Below are 17,228 nucleotides of genomic sequence, written 5' to 3'. Positions count from 1 at the left end.
GGTCTCCTTGGCGGGTGTGCCTAGCTGCCGGGTCGGCTCCCATGGCCGTGCAAGGCCTGTGCCACCGCTTGGCCCGCAACTTGCCTGTACTACCTTTATGTTGTACCGGGCCTACCAGAACCAAGCCGACCTGCTCTCGCCCTCCCGGCTCGCAGCCCAGTACCTCGGCCAGGCACTCTGGAAGGACGGCACCGAACGCACCATGGTGCGGCGCATGGCCGCGCAGTTCGAGGTGTTTTCGCGCATGCGGCTCACCCATTCGCGGCCCGGCTACGCCATTCACAGCGTTGTGGTCGACGGCACGGAAACCGCCGTGCACGAAGAGAAAACACTGGTCTCGCCCTTCGGCACGCTGCTGCACTTCCGCAAGGACTCAAAGGCCGTGCACCCGCCCGTGCTGCTGGTTGCACCACTGTCGGGCCACTTTGCCACGCTGCTGCGCGAAACCGTGCGCACCCTGCTGCGCGACCATGACGTGTACCTGACCGACTGGCACAACGCGCGCGACGTGCCGCTGTGGCATGGCGGCTTCAGCCTGGACGACTACACGCTGCAGCTCATCCAGTTTCTCGAGGCGGTCGGCTCGGGCGTGCACATGGTGGCCGTGTGCCAGCCCTGCGTGGCTGCGCTGGCTGCCACCGCGCTCATGGCCGAAGACGACAACCCGGCCACGCCGCGCAGCCTCACGCTCATGGCCGGCCCGGTCGATTGCCGCATCAACCCGACCGGTGTGAACAAGCTTGCCACCAGCAAGCCCATCGAGTGGTTCCGCCGCAACCTCATCAGCCACGTGCCGTGGCCGCATGCCGGCATGATGCGGCGCGTGTACCCGGGCTTCCTGCAGCTTTCGGCCTTCATGAGCATGAACCCCGAGCGCCACAAGAAGCAGTTCGAAGACATGGCCAAGCATCTTGTCGAAGGCGAGATCGAGAAGGCGCGCACCATTGCCGCCTTCTACGAGGAATACCTGGCGGTGAACGACCTGCCGGCCGAGTTCTACCTGGAGACAGTGGAACGCGTGTTCCAGACCTACGACCTGCCGCGCGGCGTGCTCACGGTGGGCGACCGCACGGTGAACCCGGCCGCCATCCGCCGCACCGCGCTGCTCACGGTGGAAGGCGAGCGCGACGACATCTGCGCGGTCGGCCAGACGGTGGCGGCGCAAGACCTGTGCACCGGCATCCGGCCCTACCTGAAGGTGCACCATCTGCAGGCCGGCGTGGGCCACTACGGCGTTTTCAGCGGCAGCAAGTGGAATGCGCAGATCTATCCGCGCGTGCGCGAAACCATTCACGCCGCGGCTGAGTTGCACTAGATCGGCCTAGTCTCAGCCCCGATCTCAGCCCCGATCTCAGCGCCGGCCTCGCGCGCCCTTCGCCGCCACGCACCGCACCGCGGCTTCGCCGGCCTGGGGGAGCCGCTCGCGCAGAAACGCAATCAGCTCTTGCGCCGCCACGTTGCGCATCGGCCCCGGCAGGTAGGCCAGCACCAGGCGCCGCTCGACGCGCGGCTTCGACAACGGGACCACCACCAGTTCCGGGTCGCGCAGCGACGAGGTGTAGAGCCGCGGCATCAGCCCCAGCGCTTGGCCGCTTCGCACCAGCGCATACAGCGTTTCGGAATAGCTGACGCGGTAGGGCTCGGGGCCCTGCTCGAACTGGGCGCGGGCAGGGTTGCCGAGCGCCGGCATGCTGCCGCTCTCGAACAGCACCAGGCGTTCCTTGCCGATGGCCTCCCAGCTCGCGTCGGCGGCCGCGGCCAGCGCATGGTCGCGCGGCACCACCAGTACCAACGGGTCGCGGAACAGGTCGACACAGGTCAGGCCGCCCGGTGGCTCTGTAATTGCTGCAACGGCCATGTCGAGCTGGCCGCTGCGCAGTTCGGCCAGCAGATCGGTCGAAGGCGCGTCGCGCCAGGCAATTTCGACCTCGCGCCCTCCGGTTTCAAGAAATTCGCTCGCCGCGGCCATCACGCGCCCGCTGGCCGAGGGAATCACACCCACGCGCACGAAAGCCCGGCCGCGCTGCACCGTGCTCTCGATATCGCGCAGCGCCACATCGAACGCATTGACCAAAAAGTCGGTGCGCGCCAGCACCTCGGCGCCCACCGACGTGAGCTCCAGCCGGTGGGTGGAACGGGTCAGCAACTCCGCGCCCAGCAGCTTCTCCATCTGCTTGATGGCATTGCTCAGCGCCGGCTGGGTAATGGCCAGCCGGCGCGCCGCGCGGCCGAAGTGGCCTTCTTCCACCAGCACCGAGAAGAACTGAAGCTGGCGCAGCGTGAGCGCCCGAAGCGGCGAAGAGGCCATGGAGTTGGGTCGGCGATTAATTCAGTGAATCAAATTATAGAAATTCAAAATTTTGCTTATGACGCGCCGCTCCCTAGACTGCCCGGCATGACCCGCCTCGATCTGCCGCCCCTCACGCTGGAATCCATGCTGCATGCGATGCCCAAGGTGGAGCTGCATTGCCACCTGTTCGGCACGGTGCGCCGCGAAACCTTCAAGCAACTCAACCATCGCGCCGGTTCGCCGCTGGCGGCCGACGAAATCGAAGGCTTCTATACGCGCGGAGAAAAGCCCGTCGGCGTGCTGCGCGTGCTGCGTGCGCTCGACGCGCAGCTGGTTCGCAGCCCCGGCGACCTGTACCAGCTGACGCTCGAATACCTGGAGGACGCCGCAGCCCACAACGTGCGCTACGCCGAGTTCTTCTGGAACCCGACCGGGACGGTGCACGGCTCCGGCATTCCGTATTCGATGGCGCAGTGCGCGATCGTGCGTGCCCTTCAGGACGCGCAGCAGGAGTTCGGCATCATCGGCCGTCTCATCGCAGCCATCGACCGGGAGGCCAGCCCGGAGGCTGCCGTCGAAATGGTGGAGTGGGTCAAGGCGTACCGCTGCGACGAGGTGATCGGCATCGGCATCGACTACCGCGAGACCGACCGGCCGCCCGAGCTTTTTGCCGAGGCATATGCCGCAGCGCGGCGCGCAGGGCTCAAGGCCACCGCGCACGCGGGCGAATTCGGCATGCCGTGGACCAACGTGCGCACCGCGCTCGACATGCTGCAGGTCGACCGCATCGACCACGGCTACACGGTGGTCGATCAGCCCGACTTCGCGCGCCAGTGCGCCGAGCGCGGCGTGATCTTTACCGTGGTGCCCACCAACTCCTACTACCTGCGTACCCTGCCGCCGGAGCGCTGGGCGCTGGACCACCCGATCCGGCGCATGCCCGGCCTGGGGCTGCGCATCCATCCCAACACCGACGACCCGACGCTGCACAAGGTCACGCCCACCGGGGCCTGGCTGATGATGGTGCGCGACTTCGGCTTCGGCCTGGACGACCTGCGCGGCTTCATGCACAACGGCCTCGACGGCGCGTGGATCGACGACACCCAGCGCCGCGCATGGCGCACGCAATGGAGCCAGGAATTCGACGCGCTGCGCGCCCGCCTCGCACAAGAACCGCAAACTGCCCACTAGCAATGAGCCAAGCCATGACCCAACCCTTCAGCCTGCCCCGCCGCACTCTTCTTGCCGCCACTCTCTGCGCGATGCTGCCCGCCGCAGCACTTGCACAGGCCGCATGGCCCACCGCCAAGCCGATCACGCTGATCGTTCCGTACACGGCAGGCGGCAGTGTGGACGTCAACGCCCGCCTGGTCGCCACGCGGCTGGCCGAGCGGTTGAAGCAGTCGGTCGTCATCGACAACGTCAGTGGAGCGGGCGGGGCCATCGGCGTGGCCAAGGCCGTGAATGCGGCGCCCGACGGCTACACGCTGGTGGTCGGGCCCGACAGCGCCATTGCCATCGGCCGGCTGGTCAACCCCTCGGCCTTCAAGTTCGATCCGCTCAAGGATCTTGCGCCGGTGGGCATGCTCAACACCGCGCCGATGGTGCTGGTGGCACGCCCCGGCCTGGAGGCGCAGACCTATGCCGACTTCGTGAAGCTCGCCAAGGCCAAGCCCGGCGCCTACAACTACGCCACCTCGGGCGTGGGCACGGTGCTGCAGCTGGCCATGGAACTCTTGAAGCAGCGCAGCGGCATCTTCGTGACCCACGTGCCCTACCGCGGCGGCGCGCAGATTGCCACGGACGTGATCGGCAACCAGGTCGACCTGGCGATGCTGGTGAGCACCAGCGCCATTCCGCATGTGAACGGCAACCGCCTGAAGGCGCTGGGCATTACCGGCAGCCAGCGCCTGGCGGCACTGCCCAACGTGCCCACCTTCAGCGAGATGCCCGGTCTCAAGGGCTACGACATGGTGAGCTGGACCGGCATTTTCGCGCCCGCCAAGACCCCGCCCGCCGTGGTGGCGCGCCTCAACCAGGAGCTGAACGCGGTGCTGGCCGAGGAACAGGTGCGTGCCAAGCTCAATGAGCAAGGCGCCCTGCCCGGCAGCGGCACGCCCGAGCAGTTCGGGCAGTTTGTGCAGGCCGAATACGCCCGCAACCAGAAGATCGTGCAGACGGCCAATATCAAGGAATAAGCTCGCCGGGCATAGCCGGCGCGCGGCCGGCTACTGCTCTTCAGGCCAGTCGCGGATGTAGGCCTTCAACATCTTGTTCTCGAAGTTCTGGCTGTCCACCACCGCCTTGGCCACGTCGTAGAAGCTGATCACGCCCATCAGCATGCGCTTGTCCATGACGGGCATGTAGCGCGCGTGGCGCTCCAGCATGATGCGGCGGATTTCGTCGAGCTCGGTTTCGAGGGTGCACGTGACGGGCGCATCGTCCATGGCCTTGCGCACGAGCGTGCCGCCCACCTGGCCGCCGTTGTCGACCAGGGCCACGATCACTTCCCTGAAGGTGAGCATGCCGACCAGGTCGCCGTGTTCCATGACCACCAGGGAGCCGATGTCCTTTTCCGCCATGGTCTTGACCGCTTCGGCCAGCAGGTCGTCAGGCGTGATGGTGAAGAGCGTGTTGCCCTTGACGCGAAGGATGTCGCTGACTTTCATCGTGTGCTCCTCTCGGAAATCGTTCTCGGCGGCGGTGCCGAATTGAATATAGCCCACAATCGGCGCCGACTCCCACGCCCATGATGCGCGCGCATGATTAGCAGACGTAACGGGGCATTGCGAACGAACCCAGAAAGGTGCTCATGCCCGGCTATTCCGACCCCGGATTCGATACTTTGGCGCTGCACGCCGGCGCCGCACCCGACCCCGCCACCGGCGCGCGGGCGGTGCCGATCCACCTCACCACTTCTTTCGTCTTCGAGTCGAGCGACCATGCGGCGGCGCTCTTCAACCTGGAGCGCGCGGGCCATGTGTACTCGCGCATCAGCAACCCGACCAATGCGGTGCTCGAGCAGCGTGTTTCGGCGCTCGAAGGCGGCATTGGCGCCATTGCCACCGCCAGCGGGCAAGCGGCGCTGCACCTTTCGATCGCCACGCTCATGGGTGCGGGCTCCCACATCGTGGCCAGTACCGCGCTCTACGGCGGCTCGCAGAACCTGCTGCACTACACGATGCGGCGCTTCGGCATTGAAACCACCTTCGTGAAGCCCGGGGACCTGGACGGCTGGCGCGCCGCGGTGCGCCCCGAAACCAAGCTCTTCTTCGGCGAAACCGTGGGCAACCCCGGGCTCGACGTGCTCGACATTCCGGCGGTGAGCGACATTGCCCATGAAGCCGGCGTGCCGCTGCTGGTCGATTCCACGCTCACCTCGCCCTACCTCATCAAGCCCTTCGACTGGGGCGCCGACCTTGTCTACCACTCGGCCACCAAGTTCCTCTCGGGCCACGGCACCGTGATCGGCGGCGTGGCGGTCGACGGCGGCAGTTTCGACTGGGAAAAATCCGGCAAATTCGCGGAGTTGACCCAGGCCTACGATGGCTTTCACAACATGGTCTTCAGCGAGGAAAGCACGGTCGGTGCATTCCTGCTGCGCGCGCGGCGCGAGGGCCTGCGCGACTTCGGTGCCTCGATGAGCCCGCACACCGCCTGGCTGATCTTGCAGGGCATCGAAACCCTGCCGCTGCGCATGGAGCGCCACATCGACAACACGCAGAAGGTGGTCGAGTTTCTCGCGAGCCACCCGTTCGTGTCGCGCGTGGGCCATCCGCTGATCGAATCGCACCCCAGCCACGCACTGGCGCAAAAGCTGTTGCGCCACGGCGCACGCGGTGCGGGCGCGGTGTTCAGCTTCGACATCAAGGGCAGCCGCGCGCAGGGCAAGGCGTTCATCGAGGCGCTCAAGCTCTTCAGCCACCTTGCGAATGTGGGCGATTGCCGCAGCCTGGTGATCCACCCGGCCAGCACCACGCACTTCCGCATGACCGACGAGGCGCTGGCGGGTGCGGGCATTTCGCAAGGGACGATCCGGCTTTCGATCGGCCTTGAAGACCCGGCGGACCTGATCGACGACCTGAAGCGGGCGCTGAAGGCTGCGGAGAAAGCCGCATGAGCGTAGAGGCATCCATTGAATCCATCGACGCGCTGCACGAGGAAGACCGGCTTGAAGCCGCACTGGCAATGGCCGACGACGCGCTGGGCCAGCATCCCGGCGACGCGGGCCTGCTCCTGCGCAAGGCACGCCTGCTCGGCGCACTCGACCGCGGCGACGAAGCCATGGACATGTACGAGCGCCAGCGCGCCACGCTGCTTGCCACCCGGCCGCGCACGCCCCACCACTGGCAAGAGGCCGGCTTCTCGCTCTATGAGCAGGCCCACCTGGCACGCCGGCTGGGCCGCGGCCCCGAATCGCGCGCCCTGATCCTCGAGGCGGTAGCCCGCCTGGGCTCCATCGCCTTGCCTGCCGCCTGGTACGAGGCGGCCGACTGGGCCTGGGAAGACGGCGAGCACGACGTGGCCGGCCGGCTCTATCACGACGCGATGTTCAAGGCCGGCGAGTGCTTCGACAGGCAAATCCAGCCGATCGTCGAACGCCTGCGTTCGCTCGGCGAGGACCATTCCCTTCACTGGGTCTGGACCGCACTGATGCGCGCCTCCCTCCCCGAGGCCGACGACCCCGACCAGCAGGGCCACGCGCGCGCCATCGCAGCAATGTACGAGCGTACCGGCGGGTTGCCGGCGGCGCTGCGCATTCGCGCCCGGTTGCGCGAGTACGCCGGCGACCTCGAAGGCGCTGCGGCCGACCTCGACGCCTACATGGCGCAGGTGCCGGACCCGCGTGCCCAGGTCTGGCGCGTGCTGCTCGACTACAAGATGGGCCAGCCCTTCGACCTGGAGGGCATCCGCTGGGCCGAGCACCGCAACCTGGGCGGCGGCGACTACTACAGCGCGGGATGCGAGTTTGCCGAAGCGGTCGAATTGCTCAAGGAGCGCGAAGGCCTTTATACGAACACCATCGACCTTGCACGCGTCAGCGCGGTCGAGGCCGAGGCCTATGAACTCGGCGCGGCGCGCTTCGAGCACTACTTCGCCACGGGCGAAGGCGGCCCTCTGGACGCCGAACCTCACATCTACGCGATGCTGTGCAACAACCTCGCGATCAACGGCTACTACCGGCAGGAGCGCTTTGCCGAAGCCATCCCCTGGCACGAGAAGGGCTGGGCGGTGTCGCCGTTCTGGGAGCAATACCATGGACGGCTGAGCTGCCAGACCCGCAGCGGGCAATGGGCTGGTGCCGTCGAGTCGTGGAAGGTGCTGAACCACACCTTCGGCAGCCAGTGGCCGGCCGAACAACTGGCCGACGAAGTAGCCTGGGCCTACGACCAGCTGGAACAGCCGGCGCAGGTGCTCGAGGTCCTGGCCCACTGCAATGCGCAGGCGAGTACGCCCCTGCAGGAGCTCATTGCCGACATTCCCGCCGAAACGCGCCGTGTCGCTTTGATGGCGCTCGCGGCCAAGGCTGCCGCCAAACTGGGGCAGCGGCCGCTGGTGGAACAGATCACGCGCGAGCTGCTCGCAAGCGATCGCCTGAGCGATGGCTTGTGCCAGCACCTCGCCCAAGCCTGGCGGCTGCTGGGCGATGAAGCCCAGGCCGAGCGTTGCGCGCAGGCCCTGAATACGCCTGCCACCGAGCAGCCCGTGCTGCCGGACGGCCATGCACCAGATATCGCAACGATGCTGGGCTGGACCGAGTTGCTGGCCCTGAACGACGGCTATGCGGTGCTGCGCCTGCAGCCCGAAGCAAGCGGCTGGCAGTTCGAACTACGCAAGAACGGTGAATCGGAAATCGGGAATCAGCCGATCTACGTGCAGATACGCCAAGGCAACCATGAAACCGATGGCGACAGCCCTGCGCCTGTGCCCACATGGCATCTGGGCGTGCTGAGCGAACAGCCCGGCATATTCGGCCGCCTTCGCGGCAAGGGATCGAGCCAGCGGCTGTGCCTGGCCCACAGCCCGACGGGCCACGCACCGCCAGCGGAATGGAAAGACATCCCGCCGACGCAATTGCCGCCCGTGTGGCCCGAGCTGCAGCGCCGCGTGGCGGAAGCCAACGCCGCGTGGCAGCAGCTCACCGGCAGCATCACGGTAGAGCGCATTGTTGCCACCATCGAGAAGCTGCACAGCCTGGGCGTGGACCATGGCCGCGACATCAATCTCGGCACCTGCCGCATCGGGCCGGACATCAACGATGCCGGCGCCACATGGGTAAGCCTGACGATCGACCGCAAGCTCGACACCGACCCCACATTGCCCGACCTGGCATATGACCCGTACCACTTCATCTACCAGGTGGTGCCGGCTACCGAAAGCACTGCTGCGTATCCGATCTACGGCTTGCAGGACGGCGCGGGCAGCGGACGCCACATCGAGCCCGGCGACGCGGCGCTTGCCCGGGCGGCGAGCCAGTTGTTCGAGCGCGCGATAAAGCGCCTCGACCGCTGGGCACGTGCGGCAGCCCAATGAATCCGACGCAGAAATCGACTGAGACAGGAACCGAGGAACACGCATGAGCACGTTCGATGTCAACCATCACCGCACCTACTGCTACACCGGCGGCAAGGCCTCCGATGCAAACAAGCCCACCGTGGTGTTCATCCACGGCGTGCTCAACGACCACAGCGTGTGGATCCTGCAAAGCCGTTGGTTCGCCAACCACGGCTGGAACGTGCTCGCGCTCGACCTTCCCGGCCATTGCAAGAGCGAGGGCCCACCGCCCGCCAGCGTGGAAGAGGCTGCGCAGTTCGTCATTGCGCTGCTCGACGCCGCCGGCGTGCAAAAGGCTGCGCTGGTGGGCCACAGCTTCGGCTCGCTCATTGCGCTGGAGGCCGCCTCACGCGCGCCCGAGCGCGTTACGCATCTTGCGCTGGTGGGCACCGCCTACCCGATGACCGTGTCGCCCGCACTGCTCAACGGCGCACTCAACGATCCGCAGCGTGCCATCACCATGGTGAACAACTTCTCGCATTCGCTGCTCGCACCGCCGCCCTCCTCGCTAGGCCCCGGCACGTGGCTCTACGGCAGCTCGCGCGCGCTGATGCGCCGCGTGCTCGCGAGCAACCGCAGCGCCAACGTGTTCCACATCGGCTTCAAGGCCTGCAACGACTACGCCAACGGCGAACAAGCCATCGAAGCCGTGCAATGCCCTGTGCTCTTCCTGCTTGGGGATGCCGACCAGATGACGCCGCCGCGCGCCACCAAGGCACTCGCCTCCAAGGCGAAGCAGGGCAAGGTCGTCACGGTGCATGCGGGGCACTCGCTGATGAGCGAGGCACCCGACGAAGTGCTGTTTGCGCTGCGCGACTTCGTCGGCACGCCCGCCTGAGCCACAACGTTATTCGGGCGCAATGCCTGCGCGATGGGCCAGCGCGCGATAGCGCGAGATCTCGCCCTCCATCTGGCTGCGGAACGCCGCCGCGCCGATTGCCACCGGCTCCATGCCCTGCGTGCGAAGCTGCGCCTGCAAGGCCGGGCTGCTCATGGTTGCGGTGACCGCCCGCGCAAGCTTGTCGAGCACCGGTGCCGGCGTGCGGGCCGGCGCGGCAAAGCCGTACCAGGCGTCGAAGGTCGCGTCTGGCAGCCCCTGCTCGGCCAGGGTGCGCACCTCGGGCAGCATGCTGGAGCGCGTCGCGCCCACGATGCCCAGCGCACGCAGCTTGCCCGAGCGCACATGCGGCGCCACGGCGGCCACGGTGTCGATGCCGATCTCGATCTCGCCGCCAATCACCGCCATCGAGCCTTGGCTGCTGCCCTTGTACGGAATGTCCTGCAGCTGAATGCCCGCGGCCAACGCGAGCAGTTCGCCCGCGAGGTGCGGCCCCGAGCCGGCGCCGAAGGTTGCGTAGCGGATGCTCTTCGGCTTGGCCTTGGCTGCGGCAATGAGCTCGGGCAGCGAGCGCCATGGCGTTCCGGCCCCCACCACCAGCACCAGCGGCGTGCGCGCGACGATGGCAATGGGCGCGAGATCGCGCGCCGGGTCGTAGGGCAGCTTGGCGCGAAGCGCGGGGTTCACGCTGTAGCTGGTGGAGCCCGAGAGCAGCAGCGTGTAGCCGTCCGGCGCGGCCTTGGCGACCGCATCGGTGCCGATGATGGTGGAGGCGCCGGGCTTGTTGTCGATGACCACGGGCTGGCCGAGCCGCTCCGACAAGCCCTGCCCCATCGCCCGCGCGACGATGTCGGTGCCGCCACCCGGCGGAAAGGGCACGACCAACTTCACGGGCCTGTCGGGCCAGGCGTCCTGCGCGAGTGCGGGCGCATGGAGGGCGATGAAGGCCGAAGCACAGGCCAGCAGGCTTCGAAGGCTATTGGAGAGGGGAGTTTTCATGGTTCGTCCAAGAAGAAAAATCAGGAGGCGGCGTGCTGTTTTTTCTCGGCCGCCCACGGCGCGAGCCCCGGTTCGCCCAGGTCCCAATACAGGCCCGCCATGATCTGAAGGCCCTCGCGCGCGAGCGGGGCCAGCAGGTGTTCGTTGGGCGCATGCTGCGCACAAGCCGGATAGGAATGCGGCACCCACAGTGTGGGCAAGCCCAGGAGGTCGGCAAAGACGTCGTTGGGCAACGAGCCCGCGAGGTTGGGCAGCAGGTCGAGGGGCTGGCCGCTGCTTTGCTCGATGGAACGCCGGGCCCAATCGACCCATGGGTTCTCCACATCGAGCCGCGTGGCCGCGCCTTCGAGGGTGACCTGCACCTCGACGTTGCCGAAGCCGTGCGCGTCGAGATGCGCCCGCACGATATTCGCCAAGTCTCGCCACGGCGTTCCGACGACGAAGCGCAACTGGCAATGCGCGACCGCTTCGGAGGGGATCGCGTTCACCGGCCGCTGCGGCGAGCCGGCACCGAGTGCGAGCACCTCGATGGTGTTCCAAGCTACGAGCCGCTCCGCGGGGCTTAGACCGGGCTCGCCCCAGCCTTCGTCAAGCGCCGGATCGTCGGCGCCGCCGCCAATGGCGATATCTGCCAATGCTTCACGCACGCCCTGTGGAATGGACGACGGTCGCAACGCCTCGACCAGGATGCGCCCGCGCGCATCCACCAGCGAGGCTACCGCGTGGCTCAGCACCGTGGCCGGGTTGGCGAGCACGCCGCCCCAGTTGCCCGAGTGGTAACCCCGCGCCCGTGCACGCAGCCGCAGGCTGAAGTTGACGGCACCGCGCGAGCCAAGAAAAAGCGTGGGCCGCTCGGCGCTCACCCGCGGCCCGTCGCTGGCAATGAAAAGGTCGGCGCGCAGCTTGCCGCGCTGCTGCTCGCACACCGCATGCAGGCCCGGTGACGCGGCCTCTTCGCCTGTTTCGATGAGCCAGGTGATGTTGTAGCCCAGGCGCCCGCCCCGCGCGCGCAGCGCAGCTGCCAACCCGCCGAGCGCGATGGTGTGCTGGCCCTTGTTGTCGGCCGTGCCGCGCCCATACCAGCGGTCGCCGCGCACGGTGAGCGCCCAGGGCCCGAGGCCTTCGTCCCAATGCGCGTCCTGCCCGCTCACCACGTCACCGTGGCCGTAGCTCAGCACGGTGGGCAATGCGGGGTCTTCGATGCGCCGCGCAATCAGGAACGGCCCGCCGCCGGGCACCGGGTTCTCGACGATCTCGCACTCGAAGCCCAGCGCAGTCAGCGGCGGCACCAGTTCCTCCCGCAGATAGGCACCGAGCGCGGGCGTGGCGGCGCCGGTGTCGCTTTCGGTGCGAAAGGCGATGCGCCGCTGCAGGTCGGCGAAGAAGCCGCCGTCGTCGAAATAGGCGGCGGCAGCGGCAAGGCTCTCGGTACGTTGCATGAAGAGTTTTTCCTGTGTCGGTGGGTGCAGCAAGTACAAGGCCTGAAGCGCGATGCTTCCAGCACCGTTTTCGCAAGCTACCATTGCCTTCAAGGCAAGGCTCGACACCCATGGCACCACCGCTCCTCAGCATTCCGATGCGCCACTTCCTCGAGGTGGCGCGCAGCGGCTCGGTGAGCCAGGCGGCGGCGCGGCTGTTCGTCGCTTCATCCGCGGTCAGCCGGCAGATCACCAAGCTTGAAGACAGCCTGGGCACGCCCCTGTTCGAGCGCCACGCTCGGGGCATGGCACTCAACGCAGCCGGCGAGCGGCTCGCGGCACACTTGCGCAATGCGCAGCTCGACATCGAACAGGTCTTCGAACAGGTGCGCGACCTCGGCGGCCGCAGCGCGCACCGCATTCGCACCGCGTGTACCGAAGGGTTCGCAGCGCACTTCATGCCGCAACTCATGCGCAGCTTCGAATCGTCGCATCCGGGCACGCAGCTCGAACTGCATGTGGGCTCGCCCGATGGTGTGAGCGCGCTGCTTGCCCGCGGAGAGGCCGACATCGCCTTGAAATACGTCGTGGCGCCGGAGCCCGGGTTGAAGATCGAGCATTCGGCCAACGCACCCGTGTTCGCGGTGCTGCGCCCGGACCATCCGCTGGCGCGGCAACGCGTGGTGTCGGTTGCAGACGCCGTGCGCTACCCGCTGGCCGTGGGCGACAAGGGCGTGACCGCACGGCAGCTGTTCGACCAGGCGTGCAGCCTGCAGGGCCTGCAGTACCGCGCGATCTTCGTCAGCAACTTTTCTTCGGTGCTGCTGCCGCTATTGCGCACACCGGACGTGATGCTCTCCGGACACCTGACAGTGACGCACCTCATCGACGCGGGCGAGATGGTGGCGCGCCCGTTCGCCGAGGCGCCGCTGCAGCAGCGTCAATTGCAGGTGCTGGCGCTCGAAGGCCGAACGCTCACACCGCTGGCGCAAGAATTCGTGCGGCACATGGTGAATGCCATTGCCGGCGCGGGCCGGCGCAAGCTGGGGCGCGCGCGTTCCGGCGCGGCGGGATAAGGTCAGACCGCGAATTCAGCCGGCCGCTTCTCGAGCACGGCCAGCAGCAGGTCGACATCCAGGCTGGAAGGCTGCGGCGCCTGCAGCGCGCCGAGCATGCGCGAGAGCGTTTCGGCGTGCGGCAGCAGCGGGCCCAGGAAGCGGGTGCCCTCGGCACCGGCGATCAGCAGCGTGGGAAAGGTCTCCACGTCGAAGGCATCGGCGATCTCGGCGTGGTCTTCGATGTCGACCCACGCAAAGCGGAATTGCGGATGCGCCCGCGCCACCTGCTCCAGCAGCGGCCGGTAGTCGCGGCAGGTGCCGCACCATTCGGCGCACAGGCACACGACCCATGGCGCGGCGCCGGCCGGCTCGGCGGATTCGGGGGCGGCGGGAAGAGCGCTCAAAGCTGATGCTGTGAAAGTGTGAATACAAACCGCGGTGGTGCGGCCGGAAGGTCGTGGCTATTATGAACAAAGCGCCTCCGGCGCCCAGGAGACTCGCACGATGAACACCACGACTGCCCCGGAATCTGCTGTCGATCCGCGACGTTTCAAGAGCTTTGCGGAGTTCTACCCGTTCTACCTGACCGAGCACGCGAACCGCACCTGCCGGCGCCTGCATTTCGTGGGCTCGACGATTTCGCTGGTGTGCCTGGTGGCCCTGGTGGTCACGCTCGATCCGCTCTGGCTGCTGGCCGGGCTGGTCGCGGGCTATGGCTTTGCCTGGATCGGGCATTTCGGCTTCGAGAAAAACCGGCCCGCCTCGTTCAAGCGCCCGCTCTATTCCTTCATGGGCGACTGGGCGATGTACCGCGACATCTGGCTGGGCAGGGTCAAGATCTGACCGCTATTAAATAAGGAGCACGTCGCCCAGACGCAGCGATCGCAGCGGCCCCTTTTGCCACAGGTCTTCGAGTGGCTCAGCCCGCGGCATCAGCAGTTCCCTGAGCAGCGGCTCGATCGGCGTGGACGGGTCGGCCAGCAGCACGTAGCGCGGGTCTTCGTTCGGCGTTTCTTCGGCGAGCGGCGCAATCCAGTCGAGCACCACCAGGGTTTCGAGCACCGGCACCAATTGCAGCGTGTCCACCCGCATGCGCGTGACGAGCTCGGTCGCTCCCATGCCCTTGGCCGGCGTGGCGCGCGCACGTGCGAGGTGCTGCAGCACTTCCATCGCCAGTTGCAGCGGCCACCCCGCCCGGCCGCCGCGGCGGGCCACGCCAGTCAGCAGGCTGGGCAGATACGCGGCAATGACCGCCCCCAGCAGCACGATCACCCACGCCACGTAGATCCACACCAGCAGGATCGGCACCGTGGCAAAGGCGCCGTACAGCACCGAATAGGTCGGCACCAGGCTCAGGTAGTAGCCCAGCACGCGCTTGGCAATTTCGATGGCCGCCGCCACGAAGATGCCGCCGGCCCATGCATGCGACCAGCGCACGTTGGTGTTGGGCACATAGTGATAGAGCGACGCCATGCCCGCCGCGAGCAGCACGAACTCGAAGGTGTCGAAGAACAGCTTCAGGATGCTTCCGCCCACCACGTCGCGCGAAGCGGCAAATACATACGAAGTGGTCGAAAGGCTCACTGCAAGGATGAGCGGGCCGAGCGTGATGGCGGCCCAGTAGATGAGCACGCGCTGGGCCAGAGGCCGCGGCGAGCGCACCCGCCAGATGTTGTTGAGCGTCTTGTCGATGGTGAGAATCAGCGCGATGGCGGTGATCAGCAGCACCACCAAGCCCGCGATGCCCAGCCCGCCGGCCTTGCTGGAGAACTGGTTAAGGTAGCCCAGCACCTGGCGCGCAATGTTGTCCGGAATCAGGCTTTCGATGAACCAGCGCTGCAGCCGCCCCTGCAGCTTGGCGAACATCGGAAAAACTGTGAAGAGCGCCAGCGCTACGGTGAAGAACGGCACCATCGCAATGGTGGTGGTGAAGGTAAGGCTGCTGGCGGTCAGCCCCAGGCGGTCTTCGCGAAAACGCTCGCCCAGCACCGCCGCGGTGTTGCCCCACGGAAAACGCGAAAGATCCCTCCACAGCTGACGACGATTCATGGCCGGTATCATAAGAACCCGATCCCTCTCCTCGTCTTCGCACACTCCGTGTCGCCAGTTCCGCGGTGATCACTCCATGCAAATCGTCACGCCGCAAGCCTCTTCTTCCGTCCGCGCCACCCGCTGGCTTGCCGTGGGCAGCGTTGTCGGCCTGATCGTGCTGGGGCTGGCCTGGGAGCTGTGGCTCGCGCCGCTGCGGCCTGGCGGTTCGCTGCTGGCGCTGAAGGTGCTGCCGCTTGTCATTCCGCTTGCGGGGCTCTACAAGAACCGCATGTACACCTACCGCTGGGTCAGCCTGATGATCTGGCTTTATTTCACCGAGGGCGTGGTGCGCGCGTGGAGCGACACCAACGGCGTGGGGCAAGCGCTCGCGCTGGTCGAGGTGCTGCTGTGCCTCATGCTCTTTGCCGCCTGCGCCTGGCATGTGCGGCTGCGCCTTCGCAATGCCAAGGCTGCCCGCCAACTGGAGGCTTCCGCCCAATGACGTCAACGACGACCTCTTCTTCCGCTCCCCTCATCGACCAGCTGCGCGACATCGTCGGTGCGCAGCATGTGCTGAACGAAGGCGACCTTGCGGCCTACGAGCAAGACTGGCGCAAGCGCGCGCGCGGCAAATCGCTGGCCGTGGTGCGGCCCGCCAACGCGCAGCAGGTGGCCGACGTGGTCAAGGCCTGCGCCGCGGCCGGCACGGCCATCGTGCCGCAGGGCGGCAACACCGGGCTGGCAGTGGGTTCCATTCCCGACGACAGCGGCACCCAGGTGGTGCTGAGCCTGCAGCGGCTCAACGCGATTCGCACCGTCGATGCGGCCAATCTCACGATGACGGTGGAGGCCGGCTGCATCCTGCAGACGCTGCAGGAGACGGCGGAGAAACAGGGCTTTCTGTTCCCGCTGAGCCTTGCCGCCGAAGGCAGCTGCACCATCGGCGGCAACCTTGCCACCAATGCCGGCGGCACGCAGGTGGTTCGCTACGGCAACACGCGCGATCTGTGCCTGGGCCTCGAAGTGGTCACGCCGCAAGGCGAAATCTGGGAAGGCACCAGCGGCCTGCGCAAGGACAACACCGGCTACGACCTGCGCGACCTGATGATCGGCAGCGAAGGCACGCTGGGCATCATCACCGCAGCGACGATGAAGCTCTACCCCCTGCCCGCGGCGCAGCTCACGGCCTGGGCCGCAGTGCCCTCGCTCGACCACGCGGTCACGCTGCTGGGCCTGGCGCACAAGCATCTGGGCTCGGGCCTTACGGGCTTCGAAGTGATGGGCAAGTTTGCGCTGAGCCTGGTCGACAAGCACATGCCGCAACTGCGCGTGCCCTTCATCGGCGACGAAGCCGTGCCGTACTGCGTGCTGCTCGAGAACTCCGACAGCGAATCCGAAGACCATGCGCGCGCACGCTTCGAGGCATTGCTCGAAACGGCTTTCGAAGACGGCTGCGTGACCGATGCGGTGGTGGCCGAGAACCTTGCGCAGGCGCACCAGCTCTGGCACATCCGCGAAAGCATTCCGCTCGCGCAGGCCGAAGAGGGCTTGAACATCAAGCACGACATCTCGATTCCCGTTTCGCGCATTCCGGCCTTCGTGGCCGAGACCGATGCGCTGCTGGCGCGCGAAATTGCGGGCGTGCGGCTGGTGAACTTCGGCCACCTGGGCGACGGCAACCTGCACTACAACGTGCAGGCTCCCGAGAACATCGACGCCAAGGCCTTTTTGAAGAATGAGGAAGAGCGCATCAACACACTGGTGTACGACGCGGTCGAGAAGTTCGGCGGCTCGTTCTCGGCCGAGCATGGCGTGGGTTCGCTCAAGGTCGACAAGCTCGAGAAGCACAAGTCGCCCGTGGCGCTGGAGATGATGCGCGCCATCAAGCGCGGGCTCGACCCCAAGAACATCCTGAACCCGGGCCGCGTGATCCGCGTTTAGGGCCGGCGGATATTTCTCCCTCCCCTCCCGGGGGAGGGCCGGGGTGGGGGCAAGCGGCCTTCAACCCCGCGCTGAGATGGATGCGGGGCAGCCCCCAT

16 protein-coding genes are annotated in these 17,228 nt (G+C 66.9%); 10 read left to right on the top strand and 6 right to left on the bottom strand.

What is annotated here, in order from left to right:
* Positions 1–97 precede the first annotated feature (97 nt).
* The gene (locus tag QHG62_RS05830) at positions 98–1,315 is read left to right on the top strand and encodes a polyhydroxyalkanoate depolymerase (RefSeq protein ID WP_281149915.1); all 1,218 of its coding nucleotides are present in this window, start codon (positions 98–100) and stop codon (positions 1,313–1,315) included.
* Positions 1,316–1,351: 36 nt separating this feature from the next.
* Here QHG62_RS05830 and QHG62_RS05825 read toward each other — a convergent pair whose 3' ends face one another.
* A complete protein-coding gene (locus QHG62_RS05825) occupies positions 1,352–2,308 on the bottom strand; it encodes a LysR family transcriptional regulator (RefSeq protein ID WP_281149914.1) in 957 nt (318 codons plus the stop codon).
* 87 nt (positions 2,309–2,395) lie between these two features.
* Between QHG62_RS05825 and QHG62_RS05820 the strand changes: the two genes are divergently transcribed.
* Together QHG62_RS05820 and QHG62_RS05815 are read left to right on the top strand one after the other, a co-directional pair.
* Positions 2,396–3,481 carry an adenosine deaminase family protein gene (locus QHG62_RS05820; protein WP_281149912.1) on the top strand — a complete coding sequence of 362 codons (1,086 nt, stop codon included), beginning with the start codon at positions 2,396–2,398 and terminating at the stop codon, positions 3,479–3,481.
* 14 nt (positions 3,482–3,495) lie between these two features.
* Positions 3,496–4,488 carry a Bug family tripartite tricarboxylate transporter substrate binding protein gene (locus QHG62_RS05815; RefSeq protein WP_281149911.1) on the top strand — a complete coding sequence of 331 codons (993 nt, stop codon included), beginning with the start codon at positions 3,496–3,498 and terminating at the stop codon, positions 4,486–4,488.
* Positions 4,489–4,518: 30 nt separating this feature from the next.
* Here QHG62_RS05815 and QHG62_RS05810 read toward each other — a convergent pair whose 3' ends face one another.
* Positions 4,519–4,959 (bottom strand): CBS domain-containing protein, encoded by a 441-nt coding sequence (locus tag QHG62_RS05810; RefSeq protein WP_126747450.1) that lies wholly within the window; start codon positions 4,957–4,959, stop codon positions 4,519–4,521.
* A 143-nt stretch (positions 4,960–5,102) separates the two neighbouring features.
* Here QHG62_RS05810 and QHG62_RS05805 point away from each other — a divergent pair, with 143 nt between their 5' ends.
* From QHG62_RS05805 to QHG62_RS05795, 3 genes are read left to right on the top strand one after another with little or no spacing between them, the layout of a single operon-like run.
* The gene (locus QHG62_RS05805; protein ID WP_281149910.1) at positions 5,103–6,410 is read left to right on the top strand and encodes an O-acetylhomoserine aminocarboxypropyltransferase; all 1,308 of its coding nucleotides are present in this window, start codon (positions 5,103–5,105) and stop codon (positions 6,408–6,410) included.
* The gene (locus QHG62_RS05800) at positions 6,407–8,824 is read left to right on the top strand and encodes a hypothetical protein (RefSeq protein ID WP_281149909.1); all 2,418 of its coding nucleotides are present in this window, start codon (positions 6,407–6,409) and stop codon (positions 8,822–8,824) included. The genes QHG62_RS05805 and QHG62_RS05800 overlap by 4 nt, the downstream gene beginning before the upstream one ends.
* 43 nt (positions 8,825–8,867) lie before the next feature.
* The gene (locus QHG62_RS05795; protein ID WP_281149908.1) at positions 8,868–9,683 is read left to right on the top strand and encodes an alpha/beta fold hydrolase; all 816 of its coding nucleotides are present in this window, start codon (positions 8,868–8,870) and stop codon (positions 9,681–9,683) included.
* 9 nt (positions 9,684–9,692) lie between these two features.
* Here the strand turns inward: QHG62_RS05795 and QHG62_RS05790 are convergent, their stop codons facing one another.
* A complete protein-coding gene (locus tag QHG62_RS05790; protein ID WP_281149906.1) occupies positions 9,693–10,682 on the bottom strand; it encodes a Bug family tripartite tricarboxylate transporter substrate binding protein in 990 nt (329 codons plus the stop codon).
* 20 nt (positions 10,683–10,702) lie between these two features.
* A complete protein-coding gene (locus QHG62_RS05785; protein WP_281149904.1) occupies positions 10,703–12,121 on the bottom strand; it encodes a M20 family metallopeptidase in 1,419 nt (472 codons plus the stop codon).
* 110 nt (positions 12,122–12,231) lie between these two features.
* Between QHG62_RS05785 and QHG62_RS05780 the strand changes: the two genes are divergently transcribed.
* Positions 12,232–13,176 carry a LysR family transcriptional regulator gene (locus tag QHG62_RS05780; protein WP_281149903.1) on the top strand — a complete coding sequence of 315 codons (945 nt, stop codon included), beginning with the start codon at positions 12,232–12,234 and terminating at the stop codon, positions 13,174–13,176.
* Between the two features lie 2 nt (positions 13,177–13,178).
* Here the strand turns inward: QHG62_RS05780 and QHG62_RS05775 are convergent, their stop codons facing one another.
* On the bottom strand, positions 13,179–13,562 hold the full coding sequence (locus tag QHG62_RS05775) for a thioredoxin family protein (RefSeq protein WP_281149902.1): 384 nt from the start codon (positions 13,560–13,562) through the stop codon (positions 13,179–13,181).
* Positions 13,563–13,662: 100 nt separating this feature from the next.
* Between QHG62_RS05775 and QHG62_RS05770 the strand changes: the two genes are divergently transcribed.
* Positions 13,663–14,001, top strand: coding sequence for an Mpo1-like protein (locus QHG62_RS05770; protein WP_126747457.1), 339 nt, complete (start codon positions 13,663–13,665; stop codon positions 13,999–14,001).
* 6 nt (positions 14,002–14,007) lie between these two features.
* Here QHG62_RS05770 and QHG62_RS05765 read toward each other — a convergent pair whose 3' ends face one another.
* Positions 14,008–15,219: a YihY family inner membrane protein gene (locus QHG62_RS05765; protein ID WP_258505108.1), complete on the bottom strand. Its 1,212-nt coding sequence runs from the start codon at positions 15,217–15,219 to the stop codon at positions 14,008–14,010.
* Between the two features lie 64 nt (positions 15,220–15,283).
* Here QHG62_RS05765 and QHG62_RS05760 point away from each other — a divergent pair, with 64 nt between their 5' ends.
* Both QHG62_RS05760 and QHG62_RS05755 read left to right on the top strand, forming a co-directional pair.
* Positions 15,284–15,691, top strand: a complete 408-nt coding sequence (locus tag QHG62_RS05760; RefSeq protein ID WP_281149901.1) for a DUF2069 domain-containing protein — start codon at positions 15,284–15,286, stop codon at positions 15,689–15,691.
* A complete protein-coding gene (locus QHG62_RS05755) occupies positions 15,688–17,130 on the top strand; it encodes an FAD-binding oxidoreductase (protein ID WP_281149900.1) in 1,443 nt (480 codons plus the stop codon). Before QHG62_RS05760 ends, QHG62_RS05755 begins: the two co-directional genes overlap by 4 nt.
* Positions 17,131–17,228 lie beyond the last annotated feature (98 nt).

It is taken from the genome of Variovorax paradoxus, from assembly GCF_029919115.1.
Lineage (GTDB): Bacteria > Pseudomonadota > Gammaproteobacteria > Burkholderiales > Burkholderiaceae_C > Variovorax > Variovorax paradoxus_O.
Note: the sequence above shows the minus strand (reverse complement) of the source record. Positions and strands in the feature narration are given on the sequence as shown.

Coding starts and splice junctions, on each gene's coding strand:
- QHG62_RS05830 (WP_281149915.1), top strand. CDS start 98: ATGTTGTACCGGGCCTACCAGAACCAAGCCGACCTGCTCTCGCCCTCC.
- QHG62_RS05825 (WP_281149914.1), bottom strand. CDS start 2,308: ATGGCCTCTTCGCCGCTTCGGGCGCTCACGCTGCGCCAGCTTCAGTTC.
- QHG62_RS05820 (WP_281149912.1), top strand. CDS start 2,396: ATGACCCGCCTCGATCTGCCGCCCCTCACGCTGGAATCCATGCTGCAT.
- QHG62_RS05815 (WP_281149911.1), top strand. CDS start 3,496: ATGACCCAACCCTTCAGCCTGCCCCGCCGCACTCTTCTTGCCGCCACT.
- QHG62_RS05810 (WP_126747450.1), bottom strand. CDS start 4,959: ATGAAAGTCAGCGACATCCTTCGCGTCAAGGGCAACACGCTCTTCACC.
- QHG62_RS05805 (WP_281149910.1), top strand. CDS start 5,103: ATGCCCGGCTATTCCGACCCCGGATTCGATACTTTGGCGCTGCACGCC.
- QHG62_RS05800 (WP_281149909.1), top strand. CDS start 6,407: ATGAGCGTAGAGGCATCCATTGAATCCATCGACGCGCTGCACGAGGAA.
- QHG62_RS05795 (WP_281149908.1), top strand. CDS start 8,868: ATGAGCACGTTCGATGTCAACCATCACCGCACCTACTGCTACACCGGC.
- QHG62_RS05790 (WP_281149906.1), bottom strand. CDS start 10,682: ATGAAAACTCCCCTCTCCAATAGCCTTCGAAGCCTGCTGGCCTGTGCT.
- QHG62_RS05785 (WP_281149904.1), bottom strand. CDS start 12,121: ATGCAACGTACCGAGAGCCTTGCCGCTGCCGCCGCCTATTTCGACGAC.
- QHG62_RS05780 (WP_281149903.1), top strand. CDS start 12,232: ATGGCACCACCGCTCCTCAGCATTCCGATGCGCCACTTCCTCGAGGTG.
- QHG62_RS05770 (WP_126747457.1), top strand. CDS start 13,663: ATGAACACCACGACTGCCCCGGAATCTGCTGTCGATCCGCGACGTTTC.
- QHG62_RS05765 (WP_258505108.1), bottom strand. CDS start 15,219: ATGATACCGGCCATGAATCGTCGTCAGCTGTGGAGGGATCTTTCGCGT.
- QHG62_RS05760 (WP_281149901.1), top strand. CDS start 15,284: ATGCAAATCGTCACGCCGCAAGCCTCTTCTTCCGTCCGCGCCACCCGC.
- QHG62_RS05755 (WP_281149900.1), top strand. CDS start 15,688: ATGACGTCAACGACGACCTCTTCTTCCGCTCCCCTCATCGACCAGCTG.